Source organism: Streptomyces glomeratus, from assembly GCF_021462825.1.
Taxonomy (GTDB): Bacteria; Actinomycetota; Actinomycetes; order Streptomycetales; family Streptomycetaceae; genus Streptomyces; species Streptomyces glomeratus.
The window spans coordinates 338,050-363,528 of the sequence record NZ_JAKEEB010000009.1; the positions used below are offsets into that span (position 1 = coordinate 338,050).

The following is a 25,479-nucleotide window of genomic DNA, read 5'->3' on the forward strand; positions in this document are numbered from 1 at the left end:
ACCGGTGATGGGTACCCGTCAAGCGAAAGGTTCGTAGGGTCGGACGACTTCGCAGAGCCGGACTCCAGGTCGGGCGGGACCGCGCCAGGCCGCTGCCCCTCCGGATCGGCCGGGACCGTGTCGGGCCGCCGCCCTTCTCAGGGAAGCGGCTGCTCGGCCCAGATGACCTTGCCCTTGGGCGTGTAACGGGTCCCCCAGCGCTCCGCCAGCTGCGCCACGAGGAACAGGCCGCGTCCGCCCTCGTCCGTCATGGCCGCGTAGCGCAGATGCGGAGAGGTGCTGCTGCCGTCGAAGACCTCGCAGATCAGGCTGCGGCCGCGCACCACCCGGACTTGGACCGGGGGACTGCCGTAACGGATCGCGTTGGTGACCAGCTCGCTGAGGATCAGCTCCGTCGTGAACGTCAGCTCCTCCAGCTCCCACTCCGCCAGCCGCCGTGTCACCGCCGCGCGTACCTCCCCGACGGCCGCCGGATCCATCGGCACATGGTGCTCGTCCACCTGTTCGGCCGTCAGGGCCCGGGTGCGCGCGACGATCAGGGCGATGTCGTCGCTGGGCCGGGACGGCAGCCGGGCGTCGAGGACCGCCCGGCAGGTGTCCTCGGGCGACGGCCCCGCCTCCCTCAAGGCGGTGCTCAGCAGGTCAAGTCCGACGTCGATGTCCTGTTCCCGATCCTCGACGAGCCCGTCCGTGTAGAGGACGAGCCGGGTGCCCTCCGCCAGCTCCAGGTCTGCCGTCTCGAACGGCAGACCGCCGAGCCCCAGCGGCGGACCGGCCGGCACGTCGGGGAAGTGCACCCGGCCGTCGGGCGGGATCACGGCCGGCGGCGGATGTCCCGCGCGGGCGATGGCGCAGCGCCGCGTCGCCGGGTCGTAGATCGCGTACAGACACGTCGCGCCCGTGACGGGCGCGCTCCCGTCGTCGGCCGTCTCGTGCTGGTCGATGCGGGCCACCAGTTCGTCCAGCAGACCGAGGATTTCGTCGGGCGGCAGATCGAGGGCCGAGAAGTTGTGGACCGCCGTGCGCAGCCGTCCCATCGTGGCCGCCGCATGCAGGCCGTGTCCCACCACGTCGCCCACCACCAGCGCCACCCGGGCGCCGGACAGCGGCAGCACATCGAACCAGTCGCCGCCCACCCCGGCGTGCGCCGGAAGGTACCGGTAGGCGATGTCCAGGGCGCCCTGCTCGGGCAGTCTCCGCGGCAGCAGACTGCGCTGCAGCGTCACCGCCATGCTGTGCTCACGCGTGTAGCGGCGGGCGTTGTCGATGGCGACCGCGGCACGGGCCACCAACTCCTCCGCCAGGGCCATGTCCTCCGCGTCGAAGGGCTCAGGCTTCTCGGACCGCCAGAAGTTCACGACGCCCAGAACGAGCGACCTCGCCCGCACCGGCACGGTGATCAGCGAGTGGATGCCGTACGCCACGACCGACGTGGTGCGGTCCCAGTCCTGCGCGAGCCAGCCCGGCGCCTCCCCGAGCCTGGGTTCCAGCGTGGCCCTGCCGCTGCGGAGGCTGTGGGCCTGCGGAGAGGACGCAACGAACTGGATCCGCTCCCCCAGCGGGTACAGGGGGGCGTCGTTGCGTATCCCGCAGGACGCGGTGCGGCACAGCGGGGACCCCGCTTCCGGTTCCTCACCGTCCAGCACCGCGTCGAAAAGATCCACGGTGACGAAGTCGGCGAACCGGGGGACCGCCAGCTCCGCCAGCTCCTCCGCCGTGCGCCGCACGTTCAGGCTCGTCCCGACGGCCCCACCCGCGTCGTAGAGCAGGGTGAGCCGCTCGCGCGCCACCTCGGCCCGGCCGGACAGGGCGCGCAGCTCCGTCGAGTCACGCAGGGTGGCCACACTCCCGGGCGGACCTCCCCCCCGGTCCGTGGGCCGCTGGTTGATGGCCAGCAGCCGGTCCCCGACCAGCCGCACCTCGTCGGTGGCGACCCGTCCGGAGGCCAGCAGAGCGGCGGTGTCGGAGGGCAGTCCCAGGTCGGTCACATGCCGTCGCTCTGCGTCGTCGGGCAGGGCGAGCAGACGCTGCGCCTCGTCGTTGGCGAGCAGCAGATCACCGTCGCCGCTCAGGATGATCACACCCTCGCGGACCGAATGCAGCACCGCGTCGTGATGCTCGTACATCCGGGTCATCTCACTCGGCCCGAGGCCATGGGTCTGGCGCAGCAGCCGCCGGCTGACCAGCGCCGTCCCCGCCGTGGCCAGGGCCAGCCCGACGGCCGCGGCGCCCAGCACCAGCGGCAGCTGCCGGTCCGCGGCCCCGCCCACGTGTTCCTTCGTGACACCGGCCGACACCAGGCCGAGGACTCTGCCGTCGACCGCCTTGACCGGAACGACGGCCTGCACCATCCGGCCGAGGGTGCCGTCGATCTCCTCGGTCACGGTGTCACCGGCCAGCGCCGGCTCGATGTTCCCCACGAACTGCTGGCCGATACGCTCCGGCACGGGGTGGGTGTAGCGCACCCCCTGGTTGTTCATGACGACGATGAAGTCCACATGCGCCGTGGCGCGGGCGGCCTCGGCGGCGGGTTGCAGTACGGCCGTGGGGTCGGGGCTGGACAGGCCCTCGCGGGTGCCCGGCGCGTTCGCGAACGCCTCGGCGACGGCGAGGGAACGGTTGCGGGCCTCCTGGGCGGTGTCGCGCCGCACCTGAAGGAGCAGCGCCGCCACCGCGGTTATCACCAGCAGCAGCACGATGACCACTTGCAGCACGAAGACCTGTCCCGCGACGCTGCGTCCGGTCAGCGCCGACCGCAGCGCCGAGAGGGCACCCGGGCGCCGCCGGTCCGTCTCCCGCTGCTCCCCGGCCGGCGCAGGGTGCGGCGGCTGCGGGGCACCCGGTGAGGGCAGGTCGACGCAGCTCTGCGCCTGGGGGCCGCGCAGACCGCTACGACGACGGGACGACCGGGAGCCGGTTCGACACAGGAGTCGGACCATGTGCCATGTCTACACTTCCCGGGCGCGGGAGGCGAGAGCAGCACACACCGTGACGGTGCGTTCCCCGGTTGCGAGGCGGACGGGAGGTGGAACAGGACGCCGGTGCGGGCCGAGCGCGACGCCGGGAGAGGGCCTGCCGCTCTCGCCGCCGAGTGGGCGCGCCACGCCCACTTTCGAGTGACTTCGGAGCCAGTCTGCGGAACCCCGGGGCGGCCGTGGCCGACCATCACAGTCGGCCGGGCAACTCCGCCCGCACCGTCCGCCGGGAGTCCGTCGGGAGTCCGCCGTGCACATCCTGCTTGTGGCCACCGCGTTCAACAGCCTCACCCAGCGCGTCCACGCCGAGCTGCGCGACCGGGGCCACACCGTGACGGTGGAACTCGCCCTGCCGGGGGTCCCCCTGGCGGACACCGTACGGCGGCACACGCCGCACCTCGTGCTCGCGCCGATGCTGAAGACGGCCATTCCCCGGGAGGTGTGGAGCGCCTACCCGTGCCTCGTCGTCCACCCGGGCCCCGTCGGAGACCGCGGGCCGTCCTCCCTGGACTGGGCCGTCCTGGAAGGCGCGACTCGGTGGGGTGTGACCGTTTTTCAGGCGGAGGACGAGATGGACGCGGGCGCCGTGTGGGCGTCCGTCGCGTGCCCCGTGCCACCGGTGTCCAAGAGCGACCTGTACCGGGGCGAGATCGCCGACGCGGCCCTCGCGGCCGTTCTGCTGGCCGTGGAGCGCTTCGCCTCCGGGACCTACACCCCGCTCGCGCAGGGCCCGGCGCGAAGCCGCCCGTACCTGGACCAGAGCGTTAGGCGGATCGACTGGGACACCGATGCGACGTGGACCGTCGTGCGCAAACTGCGGTCCGCCGACTCCCAGCCCGGCGTGCTCGACGTGCTGCTCGGCGAGGAGTGGTACCTGCACGGCGGCCACCCCGAGGAGGGCCTGCGCGGGGCCCCTGGGGAACTGCTCGCCACCAGGGCCGGGGCGATCTGCCGGGCCACCAGGGACGGTGCCGTGTGGATCCCCGAACTGCGACGCCGGCGCGTTCCGGGGCAGCCGCGCCCGGTCAAACTCCCCGCCGTCCGGGCACTCGGCGGCCGGCTGCCCCCGCTGCCCGAGCTGCCGGTGGCCCCGGACGCCCCGTGGCCGGCCTGGACGGACATCCGGTACCGCGAGGAGGGCGGCGTCGGCTTCCTCTCGTTCGCCTTCCCCGGCGGCGCCATGAGCACCACCCAGTGCCGCCGCCTGCTGGCCGCCTACCGGGACGCCTGCGCGCGCCCCACCTCGGTGCTGGTGCTGGGCGGCTGGCGGGACTTCTTCTCCAACGGCATCCACCTGGGCGTCATCGAGGCCGCCGACGACCCCGCGGCCGAGTCCTGGGCGAACATCAACGCCATCGACGACCTGGTCGAGGCGGTCCTGAGGACCACGGGCCGGCTGGTCGTCTCCGCGCTCGGCGGCAACGCGGCGGCCGGCGGCGTGATGCTCGCCCTCGCGGCCGACGAGGTCTGGTGCCGCGCGGGCTGCGTCCTCAACCCGCACTACCGGCTGATGGGCCTGTACGGCTCCGAGTACTGGACGTACACGCTGCCCCGCCGCGTCGGCGCCACGATGGCCGACCGGCTCCTGCACGAGGCCCTCCCGGTGAGCGCCGCGACGGCCCGGCGGCTCGGACTCGTCGACCAGGTGCTCGAGTGCGGGCCGCAGGACTTCACTGCCGAGGTCCGCCGGCTGGCGGCCCGGCTGGCGGCACATCCGGGAACGCGCTCCCGGATCGCGATGAAGAAGTCGGAACTGGATTGCCAGGAGAGCAAGGAACCGCTGGCCGCCTTCCGGGAGCGGGAGCTGGCCAGGATGCACCGGATCTTCCACCACCCGGGTGCCCCCTACCACGCACTGCGGCGGGCCTTCGTCCGCAAGGAGACACCGTCGTGCACGCCCCCGCATCTCGCCGTCGCCGCGAGCATGCGGACAGCGAGGGATCCGGCCGGGTCGAGGGGCGCGGTCGACGCGGCGCCCGCCGAGGGCGCCACCTCACGGCCACACGACTGATGGCAGGACCCACGAGGGACGGGAATCGGCGGCCCCTCCCTCGCCGCGCCGCGCGAGACCGCCGCCTCCGCGCCGCGTTCAGCGGCCCGCCGACGCCCGAAAGGACCGCTCCGTGAGCGTGACCGTGTTCGCCCCGGAGACGGAGGCACGCCTCGCACTGGCCCGGCGGGTCGCCGACACCGTCCTCTTCGAGGGCTGTGCGCTGCACCCGTATCCCGGCTCCGCCGGCGAGCACCGGCTGCGCCGGCAGTCCGGGGTACTCGTACCACCCGCCTGGGGCGCCGACCGCGAGGAGTACGACTTCCAGCACACCGAGTGCCTGATGGAAACCGGGCCGGACGCCACCCTGGCGGTCGAGCTGCGCTTCCTGCGCGTCCGGCGCCGCACGGTGCAGCGGGCCCTCGACGACGGCACCTTCACCACGGTTGCCGAACTCCCGCTGGACGGCCGCGTGCTCGTCCCCCGGGACGAGGGCACCGAGGAGCGCGTCGAAGCGGTCGTGACACCGGCCGAACTCGTCGACGGCGACGGCGTCACGGTCGCCTTCGCCCGCCCGGCCGAGGAGGAGAGCGAGCCGGTCCTCGACGGGGACGGCCGGACGGCCGGCCGTCTGCTGCGCCGGTACGAGGAGATCAGCGGAGCGCTGCGGCTGTCGGCACGCCGGCTCGACGGCCCCTTCCGGGTCCTGCGGCTGACCGCCGTCGTGGAGAACACCAGCCCCTGGGTCCCCGAGGAGGGCGAGGCCGCCGACCGGGGCGCCGCGCTGCCCCGCTCCCTGGTGGCCACCCACCTCCTGCTGGGGCTCGGCTCCGGATCGTTCCTGTCGATGACGGATCCCCCCGAATGGGCGAAGGACGCGATCGCCGCCTGCCGCAATCTCCACACCTGGCCCGTCCTCGCCGGTGAACCCGGCCGTGCGGACGTGGTGCTGTCCTCGCCGGTGATGCTCGGGGACCATCCGGCCGCGACCCCGCAGCAGGCCGGCACGTCGTACGAGGGCTTCCCCGACGAGTACGGGATCGTGCGCCCGGACACCCGGTGGGGCCCGGCGGACGGGGCGGCCGTCGACCCGGCCCCCGGCCAGGTCGTCGTGGACGGCCGGCCCGTGCGCGCCGGGAGCCGGGTGCGGCTCCACCCCGGTCTGCGGCGCACCGACGCACAGGACCTGTTCCTGCGCGGCCGTATCGCGACCGTCGAGTCCGTGCTGCACGACGTGGACGGCTCGGTGCACCTGGCGGTGACGGTGGAGGACGACCCGGGCGCCGACATCCGGCGGGAGCAGGGGAGCTTCCTGTACTTCCGGACCGACGAGGTGACACCCCTGGAGGACGAGGAATGAGCCCTGACACCGCCCACGGCAAGGTCCTGGTGGCCGGCATCGGGAACGTCTTCCTCGGGGACGACGGCTTCGGCGTGGAGACCGTCCGCGCGCTGGGCGGACGCCGGCTGCCCGGACACGTCGAGGTCCTGGACATCGGGGTGCGCGGAGTGCACCTCGCCTACCAGCTCCTCGACGGCTACGACACCCTGGTCATGGTGGACGCCACCGCGCGCGGCGGGGACCCCGGCACCCTGTATGTGATCGAGCACGAGGAGGCCGCGGCGGAGGGTGTGCCCGCCGCGCCGATGGACGGCCACCGGATGACCCCCGACGCCGTCCTCGCCCTGCTGGGCACACTCTGCGCCGGAACGGGCGGGCAGCCGCCCCGGCGCACGGTGGTGGTGGGATGTGAGCCCGCCTCCGTGGAGGAGCGCATCGGCCTCAGCCCGGCGGTGTCCGACGCGGTGCCCAGGGCCGTCCGGCTGATCGAGGAGATCCTGCGCGCCGACGCACCGGGCGCCCCCGCGCCCGAGGCCCTGGTCGACGACACCGCACTCTGACCGGACCGGTCCCCATCGGCCCGCCGGTCCGGCCGTTGCGGCGAACGGTGTACCGGCCCCCGAGGCACCGGCGTGCCGGTCCGGGAGGCGGGGGAGCCTCACCTCTAATGGACGTCGGCGGGCCGCGCACGCTCCGTCCCCTGGGGCGGCTCCCCGGCCTCCCGCCGGGACGGAGACCCATGCACGAGATGTCCATCGCGCTGGCGGTGATCGGCCAGGTGGAAGAGGCGGCCGGGCGGGCCGGTGACATCACGGCGGTGCGTGAGGTGCGGCTCCAGGTGGGCGAGCTGGCCGGCGTAGTACCCGAAGCCCTGTCCTTCTGCTTCGAGCTGGCCTGCGCCGGCACCGTCCTTGAGGGTGCCGAACTGGTCACCGACTTCGTGCCCGGACGCGCCCGCTGCGCACCGTGCGCACACGAATGGGCCGTCGGCATGCCGCCGCTGCTGAGCTGTCCGCGCTGCGACGGGGGCAGCACCGATCTGCTGTCCGGCCGTGAACTGCAGATCGTCGCAGTGCGCTGGGAGGACGGCCGGACGCCCGCACCCACCCGCGAACCCATCCCCGAGGAGCGCTGAACCATGTGCCGTGTGGTCGACCTGCACCAGGCCGTACTCGCCAAGAACGACCGGGCCGCGGACACCCTGCGCGCCGAACTCGCGGCCCGTGGCACCACCGTCGTCAACCTGCTCTCCAGCCCCGGCAGCGGCAAGACCGCCCTTCTGGAACGCGAACTGGTCGAGGCCAGGGACAGGGCCGTGCCGGTCGCGGCGCTCACGGCCGATCTCGCCACCGAGAACGACGCGGAACGCCTCGCGCGTTCGGGCGTCCCGGTCAGGCAGATCCTCACCGACGGTCTGTGCCATCTGGAGGCCGGAATGCTGGCGGGCCACCTGGAGGGGTGGCTGCCCACCCCGGTCCGGCTGCTGTTCGTGGAGAACGTCGGCAATCTCGTCTGTCCGGCCTCCTACGACCTGGGCGAGACGCTGCGCGTGGTGCTCGCCTCCGTCACCGAGGGCGAGGACAAGCCCCTCAAGTACCCCACGGCGTTCGGACTGGCCCACCTGGTCGTGGTGACCAAGACGGACATCGCCGAGGCGGTCGGCTTCGACGAGGCGGCGTTCCGCGCGAACGTGGAACGGGTCAACCCGGGGGTGGAGGTGCTGCTGACCTCGGCCCGCCGCGAGTTGGGGGTGGGACTTCTGCTCGACCGGGCCCTGGCCGCCGCCGCCGGCGCTCCCGTCCACAGCCCCGTCATGGCCCGCGAGCCGCACCCGCACACCCATGAGCACGCCGGCGACCACACCGACCTCGCGCACGACCACTCGGCCGACGACGCGGACCACACCAACGGCACCGCTGCCATGGCGCAGCCCCGCCCGTGAGCGGACCGCCCCCGGCGGCCGTCACGGTCCACGCGCCGCTGCGCCGGAGGGTCACCGTCCAGGGCGTGGTGCAGGGGGTCGGCTTCCGGCCGTACGTTCACGCCCTGGCCACCGCCCTGGACCTGTCCGGGAATGTGACCAACACCCCCGAGGGCGTCGTCGTGGAGGTCGAGGGTGACCCGGCTGCCGTCGCCCGGTTCTGCGACCGCATCGCCGTGGACGCGCCTCCGCTGGCCCGGGTGGACTCCGTCCACCACCAGGAGGTGCCCGCCACCGGCGACTCCGCCTTCACCATCCTCGCCTCCCGGGCGGACGGCCCCACCCGGGCCCTGATCCCGCCGGACACGGCCACCTGTGCCGCGTGCCTCGGCGAGCTGGCCGACCCCCGCGACCGGCGCCACCGCCATCCGTTCGTCACCTGCACCCACTGCGGCCCGCGGTTCACCATCGTCACCGGCCTGCCCTACGACCGGGACCAGACCACCATGGCCGGCTTCCCCATGTGCGCCGGCTGCGCCCGCGAGTACACCGATCCGGCCGACCGCCGCTTCCATGCCCAGCCGGTCGCCTGCCCGGACTGCGGCCCGCGGCTCGCTCTGCTCGTCCGCCGAGCCGACGAAGCCGGGCAGCCGAGCCCGGTCACCGACGGGGATCCGATCGCCGCGGCCCGGCGGCTCCTGGCGGGCGGCGCCGTCCTGGCGGTCAAGGGCCTGGGCGGCTATCACCTCGCCTGCGACGCCACCGATCCCGCGGCCGTGGAACGGCTGCGGCACCGCAAGGCCCGAGGGGACAAGCCCTTCGCGGTCATGGCTGCGAGCGTCGAGGACATCGAGCCCCTCGTCCGGCTCGACCCCGAGGAGCGCGCCCTGCTCACCGCCACCACCCGGCCCATCGTGCTGCTGCGCCGCCGCACGGACGGCCCGACCGTGCCCGGGGGCCTCCGGCCGGCCGAAGGCGTCGCGCCCGGCAGCCCCGACTTCGGCATCATGCTGCCGTACACCCCCGTGCACCACCTGCTGTTCGGCCTTCCCGGCGACCCCGAGGGCCCCCGCCTGCTCGTCATGACCAGCGGAAATCTCTCCGGCGAGCCCATCGTCACCGATGACGCGGAGGCGCTGGAGCGCCTGGCCCACCTGGCCGACGCCTGGCTCACCCACGACCGGCCGATCCATGTGCCCTGCGACGACTCCGTGGTGCGCGTGTGCGACGGACGGCCGCTCCTCGTGCGCCGTGCCCGCGGCTACGCGCCGCTGCCGCTGCCCCTTCCCCTCGAGGTGCGCCCGGCCCTCGCCGTCGGCGGCGACCTCAAGAACGCCTTTTGCCTGGGCGCGGGCCGCCGGGCCTGGCTCTCCGCCCATATCGGCGACATGGACGACCTCGCCACCCAGCGGGCCTTCGAACGCGCCGTGGCGCAACTGGAGTCGATCACCCCGGTGCGGCCGCGGCTCCTGGCGGCCGACCGGCATCCCGCCTACCGGTCCGCCCGATGGGCGGTCCGCAACGCGGCGGGCCGCCCCGTCGTCCGTGTCCAGCACCATCACGCCCATGTCGCCGCCGCGATGGCCGAACACGGGCTCGACGGCAGCGTCCCGGTCCTCGGTGTCGCCTTCGACGGCACCGGCTGACGACGGGGCGGTGTGGGGCGGGGAGTTCCTGCTCGCCGACTACGACGGCTTCACCCGGTTCGGGCACCTGGCGTATGCGCCGCTGCCCGGGGGCGACGCGGCGGTGCACCGGCCGTACCGCACGGCCCTCGCGCAGCTGCGCCGGACGGGGATCGACTGGTCGCCCGACCTGCCCTGCGCGGCCGCCTGCCCGGCCGACGAACGCCGCGTGCTCCGGCGGCAGTTGGAGCGCAACCTGAACTGCGTCCCAACCTCCAGCATGGGTCGGCTCTTCGACGCCGTGTCGTCCCTGGCGGGCGTCCGTCACCGGTCCCGGTACGAGGCTCAGGCCGCCGTGGAACTGGAGGCGGCCGCGCTGCGCGCACCCGCCGGGGACACCGCGGCCTACGCGTTCGCCCTCGGGCCCCCGCAGCCGGACGGCGGCCCGGTGCGGGCGGATCCCGCGCCGGTGATCGCGGCGATCGTCGACGACCTGCGCGCGGGCGCACCGGCGGAACTGGTCGCGGTCCGCTTCCACCGGGCTGTCGCGGCCCTAGTCCACGGCATGTGCGTACGGGCCCGGGAGCTGCACGGAGCGGACACGGTCGCCCTCACCGGCGGCGTGTTCCTCAACTCCCTGCTCTCCTCGGCCTGCGCCCGGTCCCTGAGCGCCGACGGCTTCACCGTGCTGCGCCATCACCAGGTGCCCCCGGGAGACGGCGGCCTGGCCCTCGGCCAGCTCATGGTGGCAGCCCGCGCGGGGGAGCGGACCGCGGCCCCCGACTGACCTACCGTCCCGGCGGTGCCGGGCGACGCACCATCCACAGCGAGGAGAGGCCCATGTGCCTGGCGGTACCCGGCAAAGTGCTGGACATCGAGGAACGCGACGGCACCCGGATGGCCACCGTCGACTTCGGCGGGGTCGTCAAGGAGGTGTGCCTGGAGTACCTGCCCGACATCCAGGTCGGCGAGTACGCCATCGTCCACGTCGGCTTCGCCCTGCAGCGCCTCGACGAGGAGTCGGCCAAACAGACGCTCGAACTGTTCGAAACCCTCGGCATGCTGCAGGAGGAGTTCGGCGATCCCTGGGAAACGGCGGCGGAGGCGAACGGAACGCTCCCGCCCGGGAGCGAGGAGGCGCTTCGGTGAAGTACATCGAGGAATTCCAGGACCCGGAGCTGGCACGCCGGCTCCTCCACGAGATCCACGCCACGGTGACCAGGCCCTGGGCGCTGATGGAGGTCTGCGGCGGCCAGACGCACTCGATCATCCGGCACGGCATCGACCAACTGCTGCCGGCAGAGGTCGAGCTGATCCACGGTCCGGGCTGCCCCGTGTGCGTGACCCCGCTGGAGGTCATCGACAAGGCGCTGGAGATCGCCTCCCGCCCCGGGGTGGTCTTCTGCTCCTTCGGCGACATGCTCCGCGTGCCCGGCACCGGACGGGACCTGTTCCAGGTGCGGGGGGCGGGCGGCGACGTCCGGGTCGTCTACTCCCCGCTCGACGCGCTGAGGATCGCCCAGCAGAACCCGGACCGGCAGGTGGTGTTCTTCGGTATCGGCTTCGAGACCACCGCGCCCCCCAACGCGATGACGGTCCACCAGGCCCGCAAGCTCGGTATCCGGAACTTCAGCATGCTCGTGTCCCATGTGCGGGTGCCCCCCGCCATCGAGGCGATCATGCGGTCGCCGAGCTGCCGCGTCCAGGGTTTCCTGGCCGCGGGGCACGTGTGCAGCGTGATGGGCGTCGACGAGTACCCGGAACTGGCGCGGCGCTTCCGCGTCCCGATCGTGGTCACCGGGTTCGAGCCCCTGGACATCCTCGAGGGCGTGCGCCGGACCGTGGCCCAGCTCGAACGTGGCGAGCACACCGTCGACAACGCCTACCCGCGTGCCGTCCGCGCCGAAGGCAACCCGGCCGCCAAGGCCATGCTGGAGGACGTCTTCGAGGTCACCGACCGCTCCTGGCGCGGCATCGGTGTGATCCCCGGCAGCGGCTGGCGGCTCTCCCCGAAGTACCGCGACTACGATGCCGAGCACCGCTTCTCGGTGGACGGCATCCGGACCCGCGAACCCGCCGAGTGCCGCAGCGGAGAGGTCCTACAGGGCCTGATCAAACCGCACGAGTGCGAGGCGTTCGGCACTCTGTGCACCCCGCGCACCCCGCTCGGAGCCACGATGGTCTCCAGCGAGGGCGCCTGCGCCGCGTACTACCTCTACCGGCGCCTGGACATCACCCCCGCGCCCCGGGAGGCGACCCCCGTTGTCTGACACCACCGATCTGCGCATGCCGTCCGTGGACCCGGCGTCCTGGACCTGCCCCGCTCCGCTGTACGACCAGTCCCGCGTCGTCATGGGCCACGGCGGGGGCGGGGCGCTCTCCGCGGAACTGGTCCGGGACGTCTTCGCGCCCGCCTTCGGAGGAGAGACCCTGGCACAGCTCGGCGATGCCGCCGCGCTGTCGCTGGGCGGACTGCGCCTGGCGTTCTCCACCGACTCCTTCGTGGTGCGGCCGCTGTTCTTCCCCGGCGGCAGCATCGGCGACCTCGCGGTCAACGGCACCGTCAACGATCTGGCGATGAGCGGCGCCCGGGCCTCGTACCTCTCCTGCGGTTTCATCCTGGAGGAGGGCGTCGAACTGGACACGGTCGCCCGGGTCGCCGACGCGCTCGGCGCGGCGGCGCGGGCCGCCGGGGTCGAGGTGGCGACGGGCGACACCAAGGTCGTGGAGGCCGGGCACGGCGACGGGATCTTCATCAACACGGCCGGTATCGGGCTGATCCCGGCGGGCGTCGACCTGCGGCCGCAGCGGGTCGTCCCCGGCGATGTCGTGATCGTCAGCGGCCCGATCGGCGTCCACGGTGTGGCGATCATGAGCGTTCGCGAGGGCCTGGAGTTCGGTGTGGAGATCGAGAGCGACTGCGCGGCCCTCGGCCCACTGGTCGACGCCATGCTCGCCGTCACCCCGGACCTGCATGTGCTGCGCGATCCCACCCGGGGAGGACTGGGGGCCGCCCTGAACGAGCTCGCGACCGCCTCGGGCACCGGTGTCGTCATCACCGAGCGCGAGGTCCCCATCCCGCCGGCGGTCGCCAACGCCTGCGCCGTGCTGGGCCTCGATCCGATGTACGTGGCGAACGAGGGCAAGCTCGTGGCGTTCGTGCCGCGCCGGCACGCCGACGCCGTACTGGAGGCGATGCGGGCGCATCCGCTCGGCGCGGAGGCAAGGATCATCGGCGAGGCGGTGGCGGACCATCCGGGCATGGTCGTGGCCCGTACCGGCCTCGGCGGCACCCGGGTGGTCGACCTGCCGATCGGGGAGCAACTGCCGAGGATCTGCTGAGCCCACCCGGGGTTTGAACAGGGCCCGCCGTCCCTGCGTACTCGACGGTGTGACCTCAGGGATCCCGTTACCGCCGCCGTCGCTCATCAGGTGGTGCCGGGCCGCGAGGCGGACTTCCACTCGGGGAGTGGGCCGTGCTGCGGACGACCGCGCCGCGGCCCCGGGCAGGCCCGAGACCGACACGAGGGAGGTGGGCGGGTGAAGACCCTGCTCATCGACAATTACGACTCATACACGTACAACCTGTTCCAGCTGATCGCCGAGGTCAACGGCGAGGAACCGGTGGTCGTCCTCAACGACACCCCCGCCGACGCCTTTCCGGATCTGGCGGAGTTCGACAACGTGGTGGTGTCGCCGGGACCCGGACACCCGGCCGAGCCGCGGGACTTCGGCATCGGCGCGAGAGTGATCGCACGGTCCCGCATACCCGTGCTCGGGGTCTGTCTCGGCCATCAGGGCATCGCGGTGGGGGAGCGGGGCAGCGTCACGCCCGCGCCGCGGCCCCGGCACGGCCACCTGTCCACGGTCCGGCACGACGGCCGGGACCTGTTCCAGGGTCTGCCGCAGAACTTCACCGCGGTGCGCTACCACTCGCTGTCCGTCGCCGAGCCGCTGCCCGAGACCCTGGAGGCCACCGCCTGGGCCGAGGACGGGGTGGTGATGGGCCTCAGGCACCGCGACCGCCCCCTGTGGGGCGTGCAGTTCCATCCGGAGTCGGTGCTCACCGACTACGGCCACCGCATGCTCGTCAACTTCCGCAATCTGACCGCCGAGCGGGCCCGCAGCCCCCGTACGAAGAACACCACCATCCCCGCGTCCGCGGCCGCCGCGCCCCGCCCCCGCCGTACCGTCCGTCCCGCCCACCGGCTGCACTACCGCCGGCTCGACACGGCCGTCGACGCCGAGGCGGCCTTCGCCCGGATGAGCGCCGACGCCCCCCGTGCCTTCTGGCTGGACAGTTCACGCGTCGAGCCCGGCCTCGCCCGCTTCTCCTTCTTCGGGGACGGCACCGGCCCGCTCGCCGAGTTCGTGCGCTACGACGTCGACAGCGGCGTCTGCGAGATCGAGCGGCAGGGACGGCCGGTGCGCCGGGTCCGCGCGAACGTCTTCGACTATCTCAAGCGGCAGTTGGCGACCCGTCATGTCGACGCGACGGGCCTTCCCTTCGACTTCACCGGAGGCTACGTCGGCTATGTCGGCTACGAGACCAAGGCCGACTGCGGCTCGCCGAACCGGCACCGGGCCCCAACCCCCGACGCCTGCTGGCTGTTCGCGGACCGGCTGATCGCCGTGGACCACGAGGAAGGCGCCACCTACGCGGTGTGCGTCGCGGAGGACAACCCGGGGGCCACCCGAGAGGCCGCGGACTGGCTCGACGGCGCGATGGCCCAGCTCACCTTCGTCTCCTCCGGCGAGCCCGCCGACGACCCGGACCCGGCCGAGCCGGACGCGGGCGCCGCCGAGCCGTGGCTGGTGCGCGACCGTACGACCTATCTCGCGGACATCGAGGCATGCCGGCGTGAACTGGAGGCCGGCACCAGCTACGAGATCTGCCTGACCAACGCCGCCCGGCTGCCCGCACCGGACGACGCCCACGGCTTCTACCGGGTGCTGCGCCGCGTCGACCCGGCGCCGTATGCGGCTCTCCTGAGGTTCGGGGACCTCGACGTGGCCTGCTCGTCCCCCGAGCGCTTCCTGCGGATCACCCGGGACGGCGTCGCTCAGGCCAGGCCGGTCAAGGGCACCGCACCCCGCGGCTCGAACCCGGCGGAGGACGCACGGCTGCGGCACTCGCTGGCCGTTGACGACAAGACCCGCGCCGAGAACCTGATGATCGTCGACCTGCTCCGCAACGATCTGGGCCGGGTCTGCGAGACCGGGACGGTACGGGTCGCCCGGCTCATGGCCACGGAGACCTGCGCGACCGTGCACCAGTTGGTCTCCACCGTCGAGGGCCGTCTGCGGGAGGGAACGGACGCCGTGGACTGCGTCCGCGCCTGCTTCCCCGCCGGCTCGGTGACCGGCGCACCGAAGCTGCGGACCATGGAGATCATCAGCACGCTGGAGACCGAGGCCCGGGGCGTCTACTCCGGGGCCCTCGGCTACTTCGGATGCAGCGGCGGCGCGGACCTCGGCGTCGTCATCCGCACCGCCGTACTGGCCGGCGGCCTGATGCACGTGGGCGCCGGCGGCGCGATCGTCCTCGACTCCGACCCGGGCGCCGAGTACGAGGAGATGCTGCTGAAGACCGCCGCCGCGATGCGCGCCCACCGCGAGCACACCAGCGCGCCGGCCACCGAGGAGGAGGCGGCCCGATGACCGTCACCACGCCCAGGGCCGCCCTGACCCCCGCCGGCGCCGAGGCCCCCGGCAACCTCGCGGCCCAGCTCGCCGCACTCGCCGAGCGGCGCGCCTGGACCGGCCGCCCCGCCTTCCATCAGAGGCACCGCCGCTGGACCCATGGCGAGGTGCACGACCTCGCGGCCCGGACGGCCGGTGTGCTCGCCGAGCACGGCGTCGGCCCCGGCGACCGGGTGCTGCTCGCCCTCCCCGACTCCGTCGCCTGGGTCACCGCCTTCCTCGCCGTCGCCCGCCTCGGCGCCGTCGCCGTCCTGGTCAACCCGGGGCTCACCCCGCCGGACCTCGAGTTCACGGCCGAGGACAGCGAACCCCTGCTGTGCCTGACCGGAGCCGGCCTCGGCGACCGTTTCCCGCGCCGCGTCCGCCTCGGCGCCGACCGGTTGGCCGAGCTCACCCGGGACGCCCCGCCCACCGTCCTCGCGCACCAGGTCGACGCGCACACCCCTCTCTACATCCAGTACACATCCGGAACCACCGGCCGTCCCAAGCCGGTCGTGCACGGACACGGTGACCCGAAGGCGTACCACGACCTCATCGCACGGCGACTGCTGCGCCTCACCCCGGACGACGTCACGCTGTCCCTCGCGCATCTCTTCTCCGCCTACGGCTTCGGCAACGCCTTCGTCTTCCCGCTGTTCTCCGGCTCCTCCGCGGTGCTGGCCGACCGGCGTCCGGATCCGGCCGCCGTGGACGAACTCGTCGCACGGCACCGGGTGACCCTGCTGTACGCGGTGCCCGCCCAGTACGCGGCCCTCGTCGAGGAGCGGGCGGACGGGCACGAGGCATGCTTCGCGTCCGTACGGGCCGCCGTCTCGTCCGGCGAGCACCTGCCCGCCGAACTGGCCCGCCGCGTCACCGCCCTGCTCGGCGCCCCCGTCCTGGAGCAGCTGGGCTCCACCGAGGCGGGACACGCCTTCTGCGCCAACGGCGTCGACGACAACCGCCCGGGCACCGTCGGCCGCCCCGTGCCCGGCTACGAGGTCGAGGTGCGCGACCCCGCGGGGAATGCGGTGCCGGACGGCGAGGAGGGAGAACTGTGGGTCCGGGGGCCCACGGTGACGCCCGGTTACCCGAACCGGGCCGAGGAGACGGGGCGCGCCCTCGTCGGCGGCTGGCTGTGCACCCGGGACCGGGCGCGCCGCGAACCCGACGGCACCTTCACCCATCTGGGCCGCGCGGACGACTTGGAGACCGTCGGCGGCATCGCCGTCTCCCCGCTGGGGGTCGAGGAACTGCTGCGCACGCATCCGGCGGTGCGTGAGGTCGCGGTGGCCGCCGTCACCGACCACCACGGTGCGCCCCGGCTGCGCGCCTTCGTCGTGCCCGTCACCCCTATCCCCGTCGGCCTGGAGGCCGACCTGATCTGCCTGGCCCGCGAGCACCTCGCCGCCCCTGAGGTGCCCCGGGGCGTCAGTTTCGTTCCGTCGCTGCCCCGGACGCCGACCGGGAGGATCCGCCGCCACCTGGTCCGGCGGGGAGCGTGGTGACCCGGCCCTGACGGCCCCTCAGCGGCGGCCCCGGTACACCTCGCCGGCGTTCGGGCGTGGCACGGGGCGGTGCCGTGCGGCGGGACCCAGCGCGTAGGCGCGCAGGAGGTTCTCCGTCGTGCGGGTCACGAAGGTGCGGGTGCGGGCGTCCATGCCGTGGTCGCGGCCGCCGTCGGGGGTGCCGGCCATCAGGGCCTCCACCCAGCGCATGGTGCCGGTCGCGAAGACGCCGGCGCCGCTCGGGACCGCGTAGTAGGCCGAGTCGCTGTGGCTGCGCCGGCCGCCGCACACGAGAGGGGAGTGCGCCGTGATCTCCAGCGGTGCGGGGACGGGCGAACCCGGGATGACCCGGTCGTACTCGACGCCGACCAGGTGGGCGAAGCCGTCCCCGGGACGGACACCCGTTCCCTCGTACAGCCAGTGGTCGGCCGTCTGTACGACGTACGGCGCGTCCGTCGGATACCCCTCGTAGAGCACGCCCGTGAGCGACGACTCCGGGTCGGCCGACGGAGCCTCGCGGAAGTCGGTCGTCGCCAGGGCGGGACGGGAGGTGTAGCAGGGGTCGGCCCGGACGTCGGTCTTGTAGCAGACCACCGTGCGCCCGGGCCCGGAGTCGCCCTGTTCGAGGCGGACCCGGCGGAAACAGGTGTTGGCGCCGAGGAAGGCGACGTTGGTGCCGTTGTCCCGGGCCTCGGTGACATGCCGGCGCTGCTCCGGGGTCCAGTACTCGTCGTGGCCCAGGGAGACGACGGCGGCCGCCCCGCTCAGCACTGCCGGGTCGCGGTGCACGTCCGGGCCTGTGGTGTAGGCGAGGGGGATGCCGATCCGTTCGGCCAGGACCACCGCCGCCCGCTCGTACACCAGGAACTTCTCCGCACCGTCGGAGTCGTAGGGCCGGTCGAAGCTGACGGCCAGGGACCGGGTGGCATACGCGCCGGACTCCCCGTTGTAGAGGCTGTAGCCGCCCCACCGGTTGTACGCCTGCCAGGTGGCGGGGGCGTGCATCAGGACGGTCCGGCCCGCGCCCCGGACGGAGCGCACGATCAGCGGGACATAGCGCTGATGACCGTTGTCCGCGTCCAGTCGCAGCAGGTACGCGCCCTCCGGCCAGCCTTCGGTGCCGAACGTCAGGGTGGGCCGCCAGTCCGTGCGGACCGTGCGGGTGCCGGACAGCAGGCGGGGGGCGGACTGCACGCGGCCCGGAATGCGCTGCGAGGACCAGACGAGCCGGGCTCCGGCCCCGCCGTACCAGCCGACGCGGAAGGCCGAGACACGGAAGGACGACGCGGTCGTCGACACGTACAGACGGCACTCCTCGCCCGGTGTCACACTCACCCGTTCGGCGTAACCGGCGATGGATGCGGCGGGACCGGGGGAGTGGATGCGCCAGTCGGCGGTCCCCGTGCGGCCCTGTTCCGTCTCGGGCCGCGACGAGGTCCCCCGGGAGCGCCGGTCCGCGGAAGGGGCCGTGTCGCAGCCGGCGGCCGCGGCCGAGGCGAGCCCCAGGCCGGCGCACACTCCGAGGAAGCCCCTGCGCCCCAGCCCGCCGGCGCCTCCGGGTTCCCGGCGGTGTCCCCGTCCCCGTCCCTGTCCCTCTTCCTGTCCCTGTGCCTGTGCGTGTTCCGCCCTGGTCGGCTCGTCGGGGCCCATATCGCCTCCCGTGCTGTCCGGCCGGCGCACCTCGCCCCCTCCGGCCAGCGTGGCACGCGACGGTGGGGCCCGCCCCCTGCCGGAGGTCCGGACGCTACGAGGGCGCGGGCCGCAGCGCCTGCATGACCGCCCAGACCACGGAGATGAACGGGACGGCCACGACGGCCCCGACCACGCCCGCGACGATGCTGCCCCCGATGACGGACACGGCGACGATGAGCGGATGCAGACGGACCGCCCAGCTCATCACGAGGGGGTGCAGCAGATGTCCCTCGATCTGGCCGATGACGACGATGAGCAGCAGCACGGCCGCCGCAGTGAGCGGGCCGCGGCCGGCGAGAGCGACCACCGTGGCCACGGCGAGCGCGACCGGCGAGCCGACCAGCGGCACGAATGTCGCGAAGAACTCCAGCAGAGTGAGCGGCAGCGCCAGCGGTACGCGCAGCGCGAACAGGGCGATACCGACGAGTGCGGCGTTGCTGCCGGCGACGATGATGATGCCCCGGGTGTACCCGGCGAACGTCCGCCAGGCCGCGTGCCCCGCCCGGTCCCACGCCGCTCGTGCGGTCCGGGGCAGCAACTGGTCACGCGTCCAGCGCCACAGCCGTTCGCCGGAGTGGAGGAAGAACACCGAGGAGAAGAGCGCGAGCGCGACTCCGGTGACCAGTTCGACGATCCTGCTGAGGCCGCTGATGGCGTTGTTGAGCAGGTTCGCCCGGTGGGCGGACAGGTAGGAGACGATCTGCTGCTGGAGATCGGAGAGCTTGCGGGGGCTCAGCCGGAACGGTGGGCGTTCGAGCCAACGTTCGATCTGCCGGATGCCGCCGCGGAATTCGTCGGCCAGTTTCGCCGACTCGCCCGCCACCGCGTCACCCACCAGGGCGAGGATCGTGAACAGGACGAGAATGCTGCCGATCAGGGCGACGGCGACCGTCAGGGACCGCGGGAGCCACCGGTTCAGCAGATCGGCGACGGGCCGCAGCACCGAGGTGATGACGAGCGCCAGGAACAGGGCCACGGCGATGAGCTGGAAGCGTCCGAGGATGGTGAAGACGCCGTAGACGACGATCCCGACCAGGATCAGGCGCCAGGCGTAGGCGGCCGCGACGCGCAGCCAGGGGACCGTGCGCTCGGCCGCCGTGGTGGGGGCGGACGGGGCGCGCCGGGGGGCGCGTACGGAGTGCGACGGCCGGCTGCCCAGCACGACGGCGCGCGCCGCGCGCCCTCGCCCCGGCCCGTCCGCCGGGCCGTCCGTCTGCGCCACCACACCTCCCAGGTCCCGGTCATGGTCATCTTCCAAGCACATTAGGTGCAAAGCAGTCAGGTCCCTGGGTGCAACGCGCCCGCCGGGCGGCGACGGCACCTCGGCTCGGCTGTTTCTGGCCAAAGGGTCACGGAGTGGTGCTCTTCGGGCAGGCCGTCAGCAAGTATCGTGAGGGTTCGAGAGATGCTGGCGGTCCGCACTTTGTCTGCGTGATGCGGTCGGAGGAAGCGATGGGCGGCGAAGGGCCGGGGCGGTCGGAGCAGCATCTGCCGAAGTTGCGGCTGGACGAGCTGCTGGACGAGCTGCAGGCCCGTATCGATGCGGCGCGTGGCACCCAGGACCGGGTGCACCGCCTGCTGGAGGCCGTGCTGTCCGTCGGACGGGAACTGGACCTGCCGCAGGTGCTGCGGGGCATCGTCGAGGCGGCCGTGGCCCTCGTGGACGCCGAGTACGGCGCGCTGGGCGTGATCGGTGACGACCGCATGCTCTCGGAGTTCCACACCGTCGGCATCAGCGAGGAGCGGCGGGCGGAGATCGGGGCGCTGCCCAGCGGGCACGGCATCCTCGGGGAGCTGATCCGGCATCCCGAGCCGCTGCGCCTCGCCGAGCTCTCGGAGCATCCGGCCTCCTACGGATTCCCGGCCCACCACCCCCCGATGCACTCCTTCCTCGGTGTGCCCATCCGGGTGCGCGACCAGGTCTTCGGAAACCTCTACATGACCGAGAAGCGCGGTGCCGCGGGGTTCGACGCGGAGGACGAGGCGGTGCTGTCCACGCTGGCGGTGGCCGCGGGCGTCGCCGTCGAGAACGCCCGGCTCTTCGAGGAGACGCGGCTGCGCGAGCGCTGGCTCAGGGCGAGCTCCCAGGTCACCAGCGCCCTGCTGTCCGGCGCCCCGGGCCCGGACGTGCTGGAGATGATCGTCGAACAGGCGCGGGGGATCGTCTCCGCCGATGTGGGGATGATCGCCGAGCGGGTGGCCGGGGAATCCGTGCTGCGGCCGCTGCTCGCGGTCGGTCTGGGGGCGGAGCGGCGGCGGGGCCTCATGGTGTCCGGACAGGACGGCTTCGTGGAGGCCGCGTTGAGCACGACCGAGCCGGTGGTGAGCGCGGACATCCAGAAGGACGCCCGGATCGTCCGGGACTCCGACCTGTGGGCCGGGCTCGGGCCCGTGCTGGGTGTGCCGCTGGTGGCCAGCGGCAAGTCCCTCGGGGTGCTGCTGCTGGGGCGCACGGCGGGCCGTACCCCGTTCACGGACACCGACGCCGGCCCGCTGCTCGGGTTCGCGGGGCAGGCCGCGCTGGCACTGGAGCTGGCCGAGCGCCGCCGGGACGCCGAGCAGATCGCGCTGCTCCAGGATCGTGACCGCATCGCCCGCGATCTGCACGACCTCGCGATCCAGCGGTTGTTCGCGGCCGGTATGACGCTGCAGAGCACCCAGCGCTTCGTCGACCACCCCGAGGCCGCCGAACGGCTGTCGCGGACCGTCGACGACCTCGACGAGACCATCAAGATCATCCGGTCGACCATCTTCGGGCTGCGTACCCATGGCAGCCGGGCGGAGGAGCAGACGGGTCTGCGGGCCCGGATGTCCGCGACGGTGGCGGCGTCGGCCGCCTCCCTCGGCTTCACCCCTGCGCTGCGGATCGAGGGACTCGTGGACACCGATGTTCCCGACGACGTCGCCGACCAGGTGATCGCCGTCCTCGGTGAGGCCCTGAGCAACGCCGCCCGGCACTCCGGGGCGGGCCATGTGGACGTGCATCTTCGGCTCGCCGCGGGTGCGTTGACGCTCACGGTGGCCGACGACGGCTGCGGGGTGCCGCAGGGGGCCCGCCGCAGCGGGCTGCGGAACCTGGAGGAACGGGCCGTCGCCCTCGGCGGCAGCCTCACCGTCGGTGAGCGCCGCGAAGGTGGCGGGACGCGGCTGGTGTGGCACGTCCCGGTATGGCCGGAACAGGACTGACGGCCCGTCGCACCCGGCGGCCCCCGCGCCCCGGCGGTGCCGCACGCCCCCGGTTCACCGGGCGGGGCCGCCCCCGGGCGCCGGTGTGGCGAGGTGGGAGGCGAGGACCGCGGCCTGGACCCGGCGCTGCACACCCAGCTTGGCCAGCAGGCGGGAGATGTGGTTCTTGACCGTCTTCTCCGACAGATAGAGCTTCTGGCCGATCTCCCTGTTGGTAAGCCCGTCTCCGATCAGCGCGAGGATCTCCCGCTCGCGCGGCGACAGGCTCGCCAGCTCCGGTGCGACCGCCGGCTGCTCGTCGGGTTCGGCGCGCAGCGAGCGCATCAGCCGTGCCGTCGTCGCCGGGTCCAGCATGGACTGCCCGGAGGCGACGGTGCGTACCGCCGAGACCAGGTCGGAACCCTTGATCTGCTTCAGCACATAGCCCGAGGCTCCGGCCATGATCGCGTCGAGCAGCGCGTCCTCGTCGTCGAACGAGGTCAGCATCAGACAGGCCAGCTCCGGCATCCGGCTGCGCAACTCGCGGCAGACGGTGATGCCGTCGCCGTCCGGGAGGCGTACGTCGAGGACCGCGACGTGCGGTCGCAGCGCCGGGCCGCGGGCGAGCGCGTGCTCCACCGTATCGGCGTCACCGACCACCGAGATGTCGGGTTCGGCGTCCAGCAGGTCGGCCAGGCCGCGTCGGACGACCTCGTGGTCGTCCAGCAGGAAGACCCGGATCGGGTTCTGCTCGGTGAAGGTGAGCGCCTCGGCCATCGGGACCTCTCCTTCTCGCTGCGACGAACGGGCTGCGGACCGCCCTCGGCCACGATCGTCACCCAGGGATGACCGCGAGCACTAGGGCCGACCGGCCCCGTGCCCCCACCATGCCTTCCTCCTCACGCACCCGCATCGGCTTCTCCCGGTGGTCGGTGCGCTGCGCACGGAGCATGCTGGTCCTCGAAGGAGCGCCCCCCGGTGGGCAGGGAGACCGACGCTTGTCGGCGTGGGGCCGCGTTCCCGCTGCGGTCACGGACCGCCCGGCCCTCGGCCCGGTTGTCGGGCCGTCCAGGCCATGCGCTGGAGGTGCGCACCATGGCTCAGCATGTCACCGCGGGTGTCGACGCGACGGCCGAGGGCCTCGCGGCCGCCCACTGGGCCGCCCGGGAGGCCCTGCGCCGTGGCGCGGGGCTGCGCCTCGTGCACGCCTGGAGGGGGCAGCCGGGGTCGGTGCCCCCTGTGTCCGCCGACACCGCGCGCCGCCATGTCGCCGAGCGCACCCTGCGGCGCTCGGCCGCCAGCGTGCGCGCCGCGCACCCGGGGCTGCGAGTGGAGGACGTGCTGTTGTCCGACTCCCCGGTCACCGTCCTGCTCGCGGTCGCCGAGGAGGCGGAGGTACTGGTGCTCGGATCGCATGGCCTCGGCCGGATCGCGGGGTTCGCGCTCGGGTCCGTGTCCCAGCGTGTCCTCGCCCGGTCATCGTGCCCCGTGGTGCTCGTCCGTGCAGGTGAGACTAACGCCGACGAGCATCTGCCCGCTCTGGACGGCGTCTCGCCCGAGGAGATCCCGGAGACCCCCTACCGCGACGTCGTCCTCGGGCTGGACACCGAGCACCTCTCGGACGAGCTGCTCGGGTTCGCCTTCGAGTCGGCCCGCCGCCGCGGCTCCGGGCTGCGCGTGATCCACGCCATGGGCGTGGTCCCGGCCCACGCCGATGACGGCCCGCCGGACACGGCTCCCGCCGGGGAACCGCTCACCGGGCGGGACCAGGTCCTGCTGGCGGCGCTCCGCCCGTGGTGTGAGAAGTTCCCCCGGGTTCTGGTGACCGAGACCGTCGCCGAGGGGCGGGCCGCCGCCGAACTGGTGCACGCCTCCGCATGTGCCTCCCTTCTCGTCGTGGGGCGCCGGACGCGGAACACCCGTCTCGGCCCGCACATCGGTTCCGTCACCCACGCGGTGCTCCACCACGCCCGATGCCCGGTGGCCGTCGTCCCGCACACCTGAATGGGTGACAGCTGAATGGGTGACAGCGCTTGAACGGCGAGACTGCTTGAACGGCGACACCGCTTGAACGGGCCACCCCGCTTGAACGGGTGACAGTGCTCACCGGGGGGTTCGCCGACACCGGTCGGCCCCCGGCCGGGGACCTACGGCCCCTCCACCCCGAGGCTCCGCGGCACCAGGCTGGAAGCGGATTCGGAACATTCCCGAGCCCCGTGATCCACGATTCGGGAGGTGGAGACCATGCCCCGCCCCGTCACCGTCGGTCTCGACAGCTCGTCCGAGAGCCGGGCCGCCGCCGAGTGGGCGGCCCGCGAGGCCCGGCTGCGCGGCCTGCCGCTCACGCTGGTCCACGTCCGGGAGCCCGTACCCGACGTCCTGATGCGGGCCCCGCTGCTGGGCACCGAGACCCGGCAGGACTGGATCGCGAGGATTCCGCGGGAGGCCGCAGAGGGCCTTCGGCTGCGACACCCCGGTGTCGAGGTGACCGCCGAGCACCGCGCCGGACGGCCCGCCGACGTGTTGGCGGAAGTGGCCGAGGACGCCGAACTGCTCGTGCTGGGGTCGCGTGCGCTGGGCGGAGTCGGCGGGTTCCTGCTCGGCTCGGTGTCGCTCGCCGTCGTCGCCCGCGCCGTACGGCCGGTGATCCTGGTGCGTACCGGCGAGCAGGCCGCCGACGAGCACGAGAAGGACCCCGTGGGCATCCCGTCGGCGGCAACCCGGTTCCGTCCCGTGGTACTGGGGCTCGACACCGAGCACCCGTCCGACGAGCCGCTCCGGTTCGCCTTCGAGGAGGCCGCCTACCGCGCCGCCCCTCTGCACCTCGTCCACGGCTGGAACCTGCCGTTCACCCCCGTCGCCGGCATGGCCGCCGAGGTGGATCCGTACGACGAGTACGCGCGGGAGCGGGCCGGTGCCCTGAGCCAGGTACTGGGTGTGTGGCGGCAGAAGTATCCCGCGGTCGAGGTGGTGGAGCGTTCCCGCTCGGGTTCCGCCGCCGCTCTGCTGGTCGAAGCCTCGCGGGAGGCGTCTTTGGTGGTCGTGGGCCGGAGGATCCACCGCAACCCGCTCGGCGTCCGCATCGGCTCCGTCACCCACGCCGTCCTGCACCACGCCAGCGCACCCGTCGCCGTCGTCGCACACGACTGACCGGCCACGGCCGGCGCCCGTCCGCGCGTCCCCCGCCGGCCCCCGCGCGGGCTCGTCGGCCACGGCGGCGATCGCGCCGGCCCGTCCGTTCGACGAACCAGCTCCCGACCACTCGTGGAGTCACCCATGCCGCACGCCGACCACCGGACCGCAACCCCGCCGGCCGACGACGAACTGCGCACCCTGGACGCTCACTGGCGGGCCGCCAACTACCTCGCCGCGGGCCAGATCCATCCGTGATCTTGGGTGGGTATCCTCGGCTTCAGCCGGGGAGGGAAACGCGTGCTCGGGTCGGAGGTGCGCAGCGCCGGAGTTCGCTGCGCCTCCTCGGTGAGGTCAGGTGGGCCGCTTCTGGCCTTCGATGTACTGGCGGACGATGCTGAGCGGTGCGCCGCCGCACGAGCCGGCGAAGTAGGAGCGGGACCAGAA

18 protein-coding genes and 1 pseudogene are annotated in these 25,479 nt (G+C 73.4%); 14 read left to right on the top strand and 5 right to left on the bottom strand.

Annotated elements, in window-relative coordinates:
* Positions 1–137 precede the first annotated feature (137 nt).
* Positions 138–2,939: a SpoIIE family protein phosphatase gene (locus LZ604_RS14370; RefSeq protein WP_234515465.1), complete on the bottom strand. Its 2,802-nt coding sequence runs from the start codon at positions 2,937–2,939 to the stop codon at positions 138–140.
* Between the two features lie 286 nt (positions 2,940–3,225).
* On the opposite strand from LZ604_RS14370, the gene LZ604_RS14375 reads away from it, so the two are divergent.
* From LZ604_RS14375 to LZ604_RS14425, 11 genes and pseudogenes are all read left to right on the top strand, one after another.
* Entirely contained in the window at positions 3,226–4,986 is a 1,761-nt protein-coding gene (locus tag LZ604_RS14375; RefSeq protein ID WP_234515466.1) for an enoyl-CoA hydratase-related protein, read from the top strand.
* 112 nt (positions 4,987–5,098) lie between these two features.
* Positions 5,099–6,325 (top strand): hypothetical protein, encoded by a 1,227-nt coding sequence (locus tag LZ604_RS14380; RefSeq protein ID WP_234515467.1) that lies wholly within the window; start codon positions 5,099–5,101, stop codon positions 6,323–6,325.
* Entirely contained in the window at positions 6,322–6,867 is a 546-nt protein-coding gene (locus LZ604_RS14385) for a hydrogenase maturation protease (protein ID WP_234515468.1), read from the top strand. Before LZ604_RS14380 ends, LZ604_RS14385 begins: the two co-directional genes overlap by 4 nt.
* Positions 6,868–7,046: 179 nt before the next feature.
* Complete coding sequence (locus LZ604_RS14390) at positions 7,047–7,442, top strand: hydrogenase maturation nickel metallochaperone HypA/HybF (RefSeq protein WP_234515469.1); 396 nt, start codon at positions 7,047–7,049, stop codon at positions 7,440–7,442.
* A 3-nt stretch (positions 7,443–7,445) separates the two neighbouring features.
* Positions 7,446–8,249 (top strand): hydrogenase nickel incorporation protein HypB, encoded by an 804-nt coding sequence (gene hypB, locus LZ604_RS14395; protein ID WP_234515470.1) that lies wholly within the window; start codon positions 7,446–7,448, stop codon positions 8,247–8,249.
* Positions 8,246–10,640: pseudogene (gene hypF / locus LZ604_RS14400) on the top strand (carbamoyltransferase HypF). The gene hypB and the pseudogene hypF overlap by 4 nt, the downstream one beginning before the upstream one ends.
* 53 nt (positions 10,641–10,693) lie before the next feature.
* Positions 10,694–11,002, top strand: coding sequence for a HypC/HybG/HupF family hydrogenase formation chaperone (locus tag LZ604_RS14405; protein WP_234515471.1), 309 nt, complete (start codon positions 10,694–10,696; stop codon positions 11,000–11,002).
* The gene (gene hypD / locus LZ604_RS14410) at positions 10,999–12,123 is read left to right on the top strand and encodes a hydrogenase formation protein HypD (RefSeq protein ID WP_234515472.1); all 1,125 of its coding nucleotides are present in this window, start codon (positions 10,999–11,001) and stop codon (positions 12,121–12,123) included. Before LZ604_RS14405 ends, hypD begins: the two co-directional genes overlap by 4 nt.
* Complete coding sequence (hypE, locus tag LZ604_RS14415; RefSeq protein ID WP_308283584.1) at positions 12,116–13,195, top strand: hydrogenase expression/formation protein HypE; 1,080 nt, start codon at positions 12,116–12,118, stop codon at positions 13,193–13,195. The genes hypD and hypE overlap by 8 nt, the downstream gene beginning before the upstream one ends.
* A gap of 198 nt (positions 13,196–13,393) precedes the next feature.
* Entirely contained in the window at positions 13,394–15,514 is a 2,121-nt protein-coding gene (locus LZ604_RS14420; RefSeq protein ID WP_234515473.1) for a chorismate-binding protein, read from the top strand.
* Positions 15,511–17,043: an AMP-binding protein gene (locus LZ604_RS14425; protein ID WP_234515474.1), complete on the top strand. Its 1,533-nt coding sequence runs from the start codon at positions 15,511–15,513 to the stop codon at positions 17,041–17,043. The genes LZ604_RS14420 and LZ604_RS14425 overlap by 4 nt, the downstream gene beginning before the upstream one ends.
* An 18-nt stretch (positions 17,044–17,061) precedes the next feature.
* Here LZ604_RS14425 and LZ604_RS14430 read toward each other — a convergent pair whose 3' ends face one another.
* A complete protein-coding gene (locus LZ604_RS14430; protein ID WP_234515475.1) occupies positions 17,062–18,693 on the bottom strand; it encodes a N,N-dimethylformamidase beta subunit family domain-containing protein in 1,632 nt (543 codons plus the stop codon).
* Between the two features lie 94 nt (positions 18,694–18,787).
* Entirely contained in the window at positions 18,788–19,957 is a 1,170-nt protein-coding gene (locus LZ604_RS14435) for an AI-2E family transporter (RefSeq protein ID WP_234515476.1), read from the bottom strand.
* A 212-nt stretch (positions 19,958–20,169) separates the two neighbouring features.
* On the opposite strand from LZ604_RS14435, the gene LZ604_RS14440 reads away from it, so the two are divergent.
* On the top strand, positions 20,170–21,921 hold the full coding sequence (locus LZ604_RS14440; protein ID WP_308283585.1) for a sensor histidine kinase: 1,752 nt from the start codon (positions 20,170–20,172) through the stop codon (positions 21,919–21,921).
* A gap of 54 nt (positions 21,922–21,975) precedes the next feature.
* Here the strand turns inward: LZ604_RS14440 and LZ604_RS14445 are convergent, their stop codons facing one another.
* Positions 21,976–22,677, bottom strand: a complete 702-nt coding sequence (locus tag LZ604_RS14445; protein ID WP_234515477.1) for a response regulator — start codon at positions 22,675–22,677, stop codon at positions 21,976–21,978.
* A 318-nt stretch (positions 22,678–22,995) separates the two neighbouring features.
* Here LZ604_RS14445 and LZ604_RS14450 point away from each other — a divergent pair, with 318 nt between their 5' ends.
* Together LZ604_RS14450 and LZ604_RS14455 are read left to right on the top strand one after the other, a co-directional pair.
* On the top strand, positions 22,996–23,904 hold the full coding sequence (locus LZ604_RS14450) for a universal stress protein (protein ID WP_234515478.1): 909 nt from the start codon (positions 22,996–22,998) through the stop codon (positions 23,902–23,904).
* Between the two features lie 240 nt (positions 23,905–24,144).
* Complete coding sequence (locus tag LZ604_RS14455; protein ID WP_234515493.1) at positions 24,145–25,050, top strand: universal stress protein; 906 nt, start codon at positions 24,145–24,147, stop codon at positions 25,048–25,050.
* A gap of 336 nt (positions 25,051–25,386) precedes the next feature.
* Here LZ604_RS14455 and LZ604_RS14460 read toward each other — a convergent pair.
* Positions 25,387–25,479 (bottom strand): transposase (locus tag LZ604_RS14460; RefSeq protein ID WP_234515494.1); only part of this gene is annotated, 93 nt, incomplete at its 5' end.

Bases quoted from the DNA above. Each gene is read 5' to 3' on its own strand.
- LZ604_RS14390 (WP_234515469.1), top strand. From the start codon at position 7,047: ATGCACGAGATGTCCATCGCGCTGGCGGTGATCGGCCAGGTGGAAGAG.
- LZ604_RS14440 (WP_308283585.1), top strand. From the start codon at position 20,170: ATGCGGTCGGAGGAAGCGATGGGCGGCGAAGGGCCGGGGCGGTCGGAG.
- LZ604_RS14450 (WP_234515478.1), top strand. From the start codon at position 22,996: ATGGCTCAGCATGTCACCGCGGGTGTCGACGCGACGGCCGAGGGCCTC.
- LZ604_RS14430 (WP_234515475.1), bottom strand. From the start codon at position 18,693: ATGGGCCCCGACGAGCCGACCAGGGCGGAACACGCACAGGCACAGGGA.
- LZ604_RS14370 (WP_234515465.1), bottom strand. From the start codon at position 2,939: ATGGTCCGACTCCTGTGTCGAACCGGCTCCCGGTCGTCCCGTCGTCGT.
- LZ604_RS14425 (WP_234515474.1), top strand. From the start codon at position 15,511: ATGACCGTCACCACGCCCAGGGCCGCCCTGACCCCCGCCGGCGCCGAG.
- LZ604_RS14385 (WP_234515468.1), top strand. From the start codon at position 6,322: ATGAGCCCTGACACCGCCCACGGCAAGGTCCTGGTGGCCGGCATCGGG.
- LZ604_RS14455 (WP_234515493.1), top strand. From the start codon at position 24,145: ATGCCCCGCCCCGTCACCGTCGGTCTCGACAGCTCGTCCGAGAGCCGG.
- LZ604_RS14405 (WP_234515471.1), top strand. From the start codon at position 10,694: ATGTGCCTGGCGGTACCCGGCAAAGTGCTGGACATCGAGGAACGCGAC.
- LZ604_RS14445 (WP_234515477.1), bottom strand. From the start codon at position 22,677: ATGGCCGAGGCGCTCACCTTCACCGAGCAGAACCCGATCCGGGTCTTC.
- hypB (WP_234515470.1), top strand. From the start codon at position 7,446: ATGTGCCGTGTGGTCGACCTGCACCAGGCCGTACTCGCCAAGAACGAC.